Source organism: Flavobacterium sp. B167r, from assembly GCF_056824315.1.
Genome location: NZ_CP124859.1, coordinates 2,203,224 through 2,210,000 on the forward strand (window position 1 = coordinate 2,203,224; position 6,777 = coordinate 2,210,000).

The window sequence follows — 6,777 nt, forward strand, 5'->3', positions numbered from 1 at the left end:
CATTTCACTTTTGACTTTTACATGATTTAAAATTTTTCAGGTTTGATTAATACATAAATCAAATACACGAAAACGGCGATTGAAATAATAAAGAGTGCTGTCATGATTTAGATTTTTTCAAAGAATTCAACAGAGAGAAAACAAATAGCGAATAATAAAACGGCTAAACCGAGTAAAAGAAAAGTGATCATAAGAGGAATTTTAGATTTAAGATTGTAGATTATTGTGAGCAACGATTAAACAATTAAACAGTTAACCGATTAAACTTTTTAGACTCCCGAAGCGTTAACCTGCTTGATATATTCTGTCTTAAGCGTTTGCGGGAAAAGATGCGAGATATTACAATGGCGCATTTCCATGAAAGACGAAACTGAAAAAACATACACGTTTGAAATGGCATTTTTAGTTTCGATGCTTCCAGTAATAAATAACCGTTCAGCAAGTGCTAAACACTTTTTAGCCCGAACGATATTGCCAGATATAATTGATTTTTTTGTAATCTCAGCAAACCGTTCGGCCTGTTTGTAGATTGAGGTGACTTGATTTTTCATCAGAAGGAATTTTAATGTTCTTCCTCCTTATGCCAAAATATATTCCGAAAATGTAGAGTAGAGTGTAAGGTGTTGTACAATAATAGATTATTGTTTTGTGCCAAAAATCAGGCATAAAAAAAGCCTATCATTTTGATAAGCTTTTATTAAAATGATAGGCTTTTTTTGTCGTTCCTGCAAGGTTTCCAAAACCTTGTAGGTATTCTAGGTTTATCTAATACTTTAAAATTTAAACCTATAAGGTTTTGGAAACCTTGCAGGATTGCAGATTATAAGTTGTACTCTTCAATTTTTCGATACAAAGTCGCAATCCCAATTTCCAACAATCTAGCTGTTTCAGCTTTATTTCCTTTAGTATAATTCAAAACTTTTTGAATATGCAGTTTCTCAATACTCTGCATTGAAAAAGCAGACATCGGTTTTGTGCTTTTTTCCGTTTGATGTTGCATTTCATAAGGCAAAACATCCGAAGTCAAAATATCTCCATTGCTCAAAATAACCGATCTTTCGATTACATTTTTTAACTCTCGAATATTTCCCGGCCAGGAATAGTTTTCTAGTTTTTCCAGAAAATCAGGAGCAACATTTAAAGTTTTTTTATTCGTTTTTTCAGAAAACTGTTTCACATAAAAATTAGCTAGCAACGGAATATCTTTTGCTCTTTCGCGAAGCGAAGGCAGTTTGATTTCGAAAATATTCAAACGGAAATACAAATCAGAACGAAAACGATGCGCTTCACTTTCTTCCTTTAAATCGCGATTTGTCGCAGCAATTAATCTGAAATTTGATTTTTTAGGAGTTGTGTCTCCAACGGGAATATATTCACTGGTTTCTAAAACGCGCAATAATTTCGCCTGAAGTTCGATTGGCATTTCTCCAATTTCATCCAAAAACAAAGTTCCACCGTTTGCTTCTTCAATAAAACCTTTTTTATCTTTTAAAGCTCCCGTAAAAGCGCCCTGTTTGTGTCCGAAAAGTTCACTTTCTAAAATTTCTTTACTAAACGTACTACAATTCAAAGCCACAAAAGATTTTCCTACTCGATTACTATTTTCGTGAATTGCTTGCGCGAAAACCTCTTTTCCGGTTCCTGTTTCTCCAGTCAATAAAACGGTCGAATCGGTTTTGGCAACTTTTTGAGCCAAATCAATAACCTGTTCAATTCCTTTTGATTTTCCAATTATGGTATTGAAGGAATATTTATCACCAATACGTTTTTCGAGTTGTTGTACCTTTTTCTGCAAATGCACTTTTTCGACCGCTTTATAAAGAAGCGGAATAATTTTGTCGTTATCATCACCTTTTACAATATAATCGAAAGCGCCATTTTTCATTGCCTGCACACCATCTGGAATATTTCCAAAAGCGGTCAGCAGAATAACTTCCGTCAACGGAAAACTTCCTTTTATATTTTGAAGAAAATCAACGCCGTTTCCGTCAGGAAGTTTTACATCACACAAAACAACATCAATATCGGTTTGTTCCAGTTTTTTAAAACCGGACTTTAAATCTTTCGCTTCAAAAACTTCAAATCCTTCCGATTTAATAATGCGAACCAACAGACTTCTCAGTTTTTCTTCGTCGTCTATAATTAAAATTTTGTGTGTCATTTGCAGATATGCTAAAACCAAGTTTGGTATTTGATGTACAAATTTAGGTTTAAAATCAGTTCACTTTTTTGATTCCGCCTAAATTATTTTTAAGAGAATAATCCGTTTTAAAATATTTGTTTCAAAAAGAAATGTACTTTTAGTTCGAAAATGAACCACTAAAAATTTATGCCAAAACGAATTCTCCTTATAATAATTGCGGTAATATTTTGTACTTCTAATGTTTTTTCAAATGGAATTATTGAAAAAGATTCTTCAAAACCGAAAACCATTTCATTCAAAATAAAATTAAAATCGGCTGATAAAATCAAAGTAGAGGTTTCTCCCTTAAAATATAATAAACATTTTGCGTACAGTTTTACGTTAGATGACGGATATCGCTCAGCATATTTAACGGCTTTTCCATTATTGAATGGAGGAAAAATAAGTCCAAAAATGATTAATGAGTGGAAAATTGATCAAGGCGGAGACGGAACAACTTCAGAAGGACTTTTTTATTCTGACGGAATGGGGAATAAAATTCCGTTTAAATTAGCATTGGCAATTAATGGAGGAGTAATTCGGGATTTACCAGAAAAAGGAGGACATCTTTCATGGACTGAAGTAAAAGAAATGTACGATGCTGGTTGGGATATTTTAAATCACGGTTTTCATCACGCAACCAAACACGGAACAAATTTTCTAAATGAAGTAACCGAAAATACAACTTCAATCAAACAAAATCTGGATTTCAGAATGTCTCATTTTGTTGTTCCCGGCGGAGAGGGCGATGAGAAATACTATTTAGAGTATGAAAAAGAGGCGCTTAATAACGGACATTTTTCGGTAGCCTCTTATTATGGTGTCGGTCCAGTTTTTAAAGCGGATTCAAAAGTAGATCTAGATAAAATGATTTCTGCTAGAACTTTTGTGCAGAGTTCAAAAGATACAATCACTTTTAAAATGATGGATCGTTATCTAAAAACTTTAGATTCAATAGTGAAACAGCCCAATACTGTTTGGTTTAACGAATTCACACACGGAACAGGAAATACAAATCTGTGGAATCTTAGCATGCGTTTTTCAGATTTCAAATATTATATGACTGCGCTTGCCAATAAATACGGATCAAAAGGTAATGATTCAATCTGGATGGCGCCGTGGCAGGAAGTTTATGAATACATTTGGTTGCGCGACCGAATAAAAATTAATTCGGAACAAGAAAATAAAGAGGTTACAGTAACAATTAATCTTCCTAAAATTTCTGAAACTTTCAGGCATCGCGCAATTTCATTGAAAATTAATACTTCTTCAAAGTTTGAAGTAGAATCAAATTCACCTGATTTTATTATTTCTTCCGATGGAAAAACGACACACAAACTAGTAAATGTTGAATTGAGATAACACATTTGTAGCTACAAATATTATAATTCTATTAACAGTCAAAAATAAGCGACATCTGTAGAAATGAATTAATTTTGCCTTTTAGCATTATTTTATATGAAAAAACCAATTTCAGTCTCAATATTAGAACTAGCTATCATCACTCAGGATAGCAACGCAACCGAAACATTTCAGAAAACAAAAGAAATTGCTCAATTAGCCGATAAATTAGGATATAATAGAATTTGGCTTGCCGAACATCACAATATGGCGCACGTTGCAAGTACGGCAACTGTCGTGTTAATTGGTTTTATAGCTGGTGCAACTCAAAATATCCGTGTTGGTTCTGGCGGAATCATGTTGCCAAATCATTCTCCCTTGGTAGTTGCGGAGCAATTTGGGACACTCGAAACCTTATATCCTAACCGAATTGATTTAGGTTTAGGAAGAGCACCAGGAACAGATCAGCCAACGGCCGAAGCAATTCGAAAAGACTTTTTTGAGCAGGCGCAGCGATTTCCCCAAAACGTAACGAAACTTCAAGACTATTTTTCTGCAGACAATGCAACGGCAAAAGTGCGTGCTTTTCCCGCAGAAGGGCTTAATGTTCCCATCTGGATTTTAGGTTCAAGTATGGAAAGCGCAGCTTTAGCCGCCGCTTACGGATTGCCTTATGCTTTCGCCGGGCATTTTGCGCCGCGTTTAATGATACAGGCATTTGAGTTTTATCGCGAAAATTTTCAATCTTCGGCAGTTTTAGACAAACCAAAAACAATGGCATGTGTAAATATCATTGCAGCAGACACAAATGAAGAAGCCGAATTGCTTTCAACAAGTTTGTATCAAATGTTCCTGAACTTAATTCGCAACGATCGTAAAGGTTTACAGCCACCGGTTCCGTCTTTAGATGATATTATGAGCGAAGAAGAGCGTTTTCACGTCAATCAAATGACAGCCGGAACATTTACCGGAAACAAAGAACAGTTAACAATAGATATTAAAAAGTTTGTTGACTACGCCAGAATCGATGAACTAATGGTTACAAGTCCAATTTTCGATCATCAGGCAAAACTAAAAAGCATTCAGATCACCAAAGAAGTAATAGATGCGCTGAATTAAGTTTTATACTTATATATAGGTATGGTTTTTTACTATAATATATATAAGAGTAATTCGTATTCTCAACCCGACAGTTTTTCCAAACCTGTCGGGTTTATTATTTGTACATATATATAAATACAAAGTTTGTCCAGCTGAGCGAAGCCGAAGCCTTTTGGAGTTTGGGATTTGAACATTGGTTTTAATGAGGAGCTTAATCCCGCTATCCGCTGCAATCTTTTGTGCCGAACCCCGGCACAAAAGGATTTTCGCTACTATCGGGGCTAGGGCATCGGTTTTCAGAAGAAGATAAAGGTAAATTTGGCACCTTGGCGACTCCGCGAGATTCAAAAAAACACCGAAAAACAGAAAAAAGGTTAAAAAACCAATAATTGAAACCCGGGAAAACGAGGTAAAAATGCCAAAACCATACCTAAAACAAGAAAAACCCTACGCAGGACCAAAAAAAGATGAAATGTAAAGCGGGAGTTGTCAGCGAGTTAAGAAAAAGAGTGGAAAAACATTGAAAAAAGGGGTAAAAAAGGCTTGTATAAGTGGAAAGATGTGCTACTTTTGCACCCGCAACAGCGAAAGACGTTCACTGAAATACTGGCAAGAAGATTTAAACCGGGTTGAAAATTTATTTTCAAAAAAGGTTAAAAAAAGCTTGTGAGATTCGGAAATGCTTTTTACATTTGCACCCCGCAAAACGCGTAAAGTTCCTTGAGAGATTGGTAAGAAAAATGAGAGAATGGAAACGAAAAAAAGTTTCAAAATTTTTTCAAATTTTTCTTGCGAGAAACAAAAAGAATTTTTAGTTTTGCATCCGCTTTGAGATACAGGCGAAAAGACAGAAATACACGTTCGTAGACATATTGAATTGACAGCCGTTCCGATGAAAATCGGAACAAAAGAAATAAGAGCAGTAGAATCGGAAGATTTTAAAAGAACCTGAATAAGGCATCGAGATATAATATTAAAATATACGATGAAGAGTTTGATCCTGGCTCAGGATGAACGCTAGCGGCAGGCTTAACACATGCAAGTCGAGGGGTATATGTCTTCGGATGTAGAGACCGGCGCACGGGTGCGTAACGCGTATGCAATCTGCCTTTCACAGAGGGATAGCCCAGAGAAATTTGGATTAATACCTCATAGCATTATAGGATGGCATCATTTTATAATTAAAGTCACAACGGTGAAAGATGAGCATGCGTCCCATTAGCTAGTTGGTAAGGTAACGGCTTACCAAGGCTACGATGGGTAGGGGTCCTGAGAGGGAGATCCCCCACACTGGTACTGAGACACGGACCAGACTCCTACGGGAGGCAGCAGTGAGGAATATTGGTCAATGGGCGCAAGCCTGAACCAGCCATGCCGCGTGCAGGATGACGGTCCTATGGATTGTAAACTGCTTTTGCACAGGAAGAAACACTTGCTCGTGAGCAAGCTTGACGGTACTGTGAGAATAAGGATCGGCTAACTCCGTGCCAGCAGCCGCGGTAATACGGAGGATCCAAGCGTTATCCGGAATCATTGGGTTTAAAGGGTCCGTAGGCGGTCTTGTAAGTCAGTGGTGAAAGCCCATCGCTCAACGGTGGAACGGCCATTGATACTGCAGGACTTGAATTATTGGGAAGTAACTAGAATATGTAGTGTAGCGGTGAAATGCTTAGAGATTACATGGAATACCAATTGCGAAGGCAGGTTACTACCAATTGATTGACGCTGATGGACGAAAGCGTGGGTAGCGAACAGGATTAGATACCCTGGTAGTCCACGCCGTAAACGATGGATACTAGCTGTTGGGCGCAAGTTCAGTGGCTAAGCGAAAGTGATAAGTATCCCACCTGGGGAGTACGTTCGCAAGAATGAAACTCAAAGGAATTGACGGGGGCCCGCACAAGCGGTGGAGCATGTGGTTTAATTCGATGATACGCGAGGAACCTTACCAAGGCTTAAATGTAGATTGACCGGTTTGGAAACAGACCTTTCGCAAGACAATTTACAAGGTGCTGCATGGTTGTCGTCAGCTCGTGCCGTGAGGTGTCAGGTTAAGTCCTATAACGAGCGCAACCCCTGTTGTTAGTTGCCAGCGAGTCAAGTCGGGAACTCTAACAAGACTGCCAGTGCAAACTGTGAGGAAGGTGGGGATG

General features: G+C 37.5%; 5 protein-coding genes and 1 rRNA gene (1 of these 6 cut by a window edge). 3 read left to right on the forward strand and 3 right to left on the reverse strand.

All coding sequences use genetic code 11. The features are described 5' to 3' along the window. Nucleotides 1-26: 26 nt before the first annotated feature. The 3 genes from kdpF to QLQ96_RS09930 form a co-directional block, all read right to left on the reverse strand. Nucleotides 27-104 (reverse strand): K(+)-transporting ATPase subunit F, encoded by a 78-nt coding sequence (kdpF, locus tag QLQ96_RS09920; RefSeq protein ID WP_073099479.1) that lies wholly within the window; start codon nucleotides 102-104, stop codon nucleotides 27-29. A 165-nt stretch (nucleotides 105-269) separates the two neighbouring features. After that, on the reverse strand, nucleotides 270-551 hold the full coding sequence (locus tag QLQ96_RS09925) for a DUF7674 family protein (RefSeq protein WP_379826280.1): 282 nt from the start codon (nucleotides 549-551) through the stop codon (nucleotides 270-272). A gap of 269 nt (nucleotides 552-820) precedes the next feature. Next, nucleotides 821-2,161, reverse strand: a complete 1,341-nt coding sequence (locus QLQ96_RS09930; RefSeq protein ID WP_482496510.1) for a sigma-54-dependent transcriptional regulator — start codon at nucleotides 2,159-2,161, stop codon at nucleotides 821-823. Between the two features lie 168 nt (nucleotides 2,162-2,329). On the opposite strand from QLQ96_RS09930, the gene QLQ96_RS09935 reads away from it, so the two are divergent. From QLQ96_RS09935 to QLQ96_RS09945, 3 genes are all read left to right on the forward strand, one after another. Continuing rightward, nucleotides 2,330-3,544, forward strand: coding sequence for a polysaccharide deacetylase family protein (locus tag QLQ96_RS09935; protein WP_482496511.1), 1,215 nt, complete (start codon nucleotides 2,330-2,332; stop codon nucleotides 3,542-3,544). A 96-nt stretch (nucleotides 3,545-3,640) separates the two neighbouring features. Further along, nucleotides 3,641-4,642 carry an LLM class flavin-dependent oxidoreductase gene (locus QLQ96_RS09940; protein WP_482496512.1) on the forward strand — a complete coding sequence of 334 codons (1,002 nt, stop codon included), beginning with the start codon at nucleotides 3,641-3,643 and terminating at the stop codon, nucleotides 4,640-4,642. A gap of 964 nt (nucleotides 4,643-5,606) precedes the next feature. After that, a 16S ribosomal RNA gene (locus QLQ96_RS09945) occupies nucleotides 5,607-6,777 on the forward strand; it runs 343 nt beyond the window's last position.